We start from the raw sequence: 2,004 nt of genomic DNA on the forward strand, positions 1-2,004 counted from the left end.
ATTCGCTGGTACAACGAAAAACGGATCAAAATCTCCCTTGGTTATCTCAGTCCCATCGAGTACCGTGAAGGCTTGGGGTTAGTGACGTAAATCTGTCCAAGAAATTAGCCGCATCCCCACCTAGCCCTATAATTTGCATCGAATATTGACCCACGTACAACTGATCCTGCAACGAGTTGAAGCAGGAGTATTCAGGAGTGATCGACGTGGCGTTATTAAGTGTAATCAGGCGATGGCATTACCGGGAAGGCATGCCAATTCGGGAGATAACCCGAAGAACAGGACTGTCTCGCAATACAGTCCGTAAATATTTAGCCAGTGGCGTGGTAGAACCTTGCTACCCCAACCGTAAAACCCCATCCAAGCTGGACGACTATGAACTGACGCTGACCAGTTGGCTGTTTCGTGAGTCGAGGCGCCATCGCAAGCAGCGAAAGACCGTTAAGCAGTTGCACAGTGATCTGGTGCAACTGGGATATACCGGCTCTTATGATCGGGTGGCATCGTTTGCCAGAGTCTGGCGACAGCAACAGCAGGAAGCCAAACGCACAGCGGCTAACAACACCTTTGTGCCGCTGAGTTTCGCCCCGGGCGAGGCTTTCCAGTTCGACTGGAGTGAAGACTACGCCATGATCAATGGCTCTAATACCAAGTTACAGGTAGCCCACTTCAAGCTCAGTAACAGCCGGGCCTTCTTTCTGCGTGCCTATCTACAGCAAAGCCATGAGATGCTATTTGATGCTCACTACCAAGCCTTCCAGGCTTTTGGTGGTGTACCGGAGCGCGGCATCTATGACAACATGAAAACCGCGGTGGATAAGGTCGGTCGTGGTAAACAGCGTACCGTCAACAGGCGTTTTACTGCAATGGTCAGTCATTATCTGTTCGAGGCAGAGTTCTGTAATCCAGCGGCTGGTTGGGAGAAAGGCCAGGTTGAGAAGAACGTCCGTGACGCCCGATATCAGATCTGGCAAGGTGCGCCGGCTTTTAAGTCGCTGGCAGAACTCAATGTCTGGCTCAAGCAGCGTTGCCTGGATTTGTGGAAGGAGCGACCACATCCAGAGGATAGAAGCCGAACTATCGGGGATTACTGGCAGGCAGAGCAACAACACCTGATGGCAGTGCCTGCGGCCTTTGATGGCTTTGTTGAGCTCAACAAGCGTGTCTCCTCGACCTGCCTGATCACATTTGATAACAACCGTTACAGTGTGCCCGCCAGTTTTGCCAATCGTCCAGTCAGTTTGCGCGTCTATTCTGATCGTCTGGTGGTTGTGGCAGAGGCGCATATGATTGCAGTACATGAGCGTGTCTTTAGCCGGGATCACAATGTCAGTGGCAAGACGATCTATGACTGGCGCCATTACCTGTCAGTGGTACAGCGCAAGCCTGGGGCTTTACGCAATGGTGCGCCTTTTAATGAACTGCCTGACTGCTACAGGCAATTGCAGGCGCGCTTGATAAAACACCCTGGTGGTGATCGTGAGATGGTTGATGTGCTGGCGCTGGTACTGCTGCACGATGAGCGCTTGGTTGAACAGGCTATTGTTGAGGCACTCCGGGTAGAACAGCCATCCAAGCAGCATGTGCTCAACTGTCTGAGTAGGCTCAGTGATACCCCTAGACCCAAGCCATCCTTACCACCCCCTGCACTAAAACTGGTGACAGAACCTGTTGCAGATACCCATCGCTATGACAGACTGCGCAGGAGCAAGCCATGAACACCGACGCCATGATCAGTACCTTAAAATCCCTCAAGCTGTTCGGCATGGCCGATACCATCACCAACATGGCTGAACAGGCCTCTCCTGTTTACCAGCAAGCTGTACCGATACTGGAAACGTTGCTCAAAGCCGAAGTCGCCGAGCGAGATGTCCGTTCAATAAACGGGGATGCGGCTAATTTCTTGGACAGATTTACGTCACTAACCCCAAGCCTTCACGGTACTCGATGGGACTGAGATAACCAAGGGAGATTTTGATCCGTTTTTCGTTGTACCAGCGAATG

General features: G+C 51.9%; 4 protein-coding genes. 3 read left to right on the forward strand and 1 reads right to left on the reverse strand.

Annotated elements, in window-relative coordinates; genetic code table 11:
* From FHP88_RS12365 to FHP88_RS19170, 3 genes are all read left to right on the forward strand, one after another.
* Window positions 1-90 (forward strand): IS3 family transposase (locus FHP88_RS12365; protein ID WP_144358252.1); only part of this gene is annotated, 90 nt, incomplete at its 5' end.
* 116 nt (window positions 91-206) lie between these two features.
* Window positions 207-1,718, forward strand: coding sequence for an IS21 family transposase (gene istA / locus FHP88_RS12370; RefSeq protein ID WP_420493002.1), 1,512 nt, complete (start codon window positions 207-209; stop codon window positions 1,716-1,718).
* Window positions 1,715-1,957 carry a hypothetical protein gene (locus FHP88_RS19170; RefSeq protein ID WP_186297707.1) on the forward strand — a complete coding sequence of 81 codons (243 nt, stop codon included), beginning with the start codon at window positions 1,715-1,717 and terminating at the stop codon, window positions 1,955-1,957. Before istA ends, FHP88_RS19170 begins: the two co-directional genes overlap by 4 nt.
* On the opposite strand, the gene FHP88_RS12375 is transcribed toward FHP88_RS19170, so the two are convergent.
* Window positions 1,914-2,004: IS3 family transposase (locus tag FHP88_RS12375; protein ID WP_144358252.1), on the reverse strand; the 91-nt coding region annotated here is incomplete at its 5' end. The two genes, FHP88_RS19170 and FHP88_RS12375, sit on opposite strands and share 44 nt — an antisense overlap.

The sequence above is a fragment of the Sedimenticola selenatireducens genome, assembly GCF_007625115.1.
Lineage (GTDB): Bacteria > Pseudomonadota > Gammaproteobacteria > Chromatiales > Chromatiaceae > Sedimenticola > Sedimenticola selenatireducens_A.

What these genes read in the sequence shown, in the direction of transcription:
- FHP88_RS19170 (WP_186297707.1), top strand. Translation starts at nt 1,715, where the DNA reads ATGAACACCGACGCCATGATCAGTACCTTAAAATCCCTCAAGCTGTTC.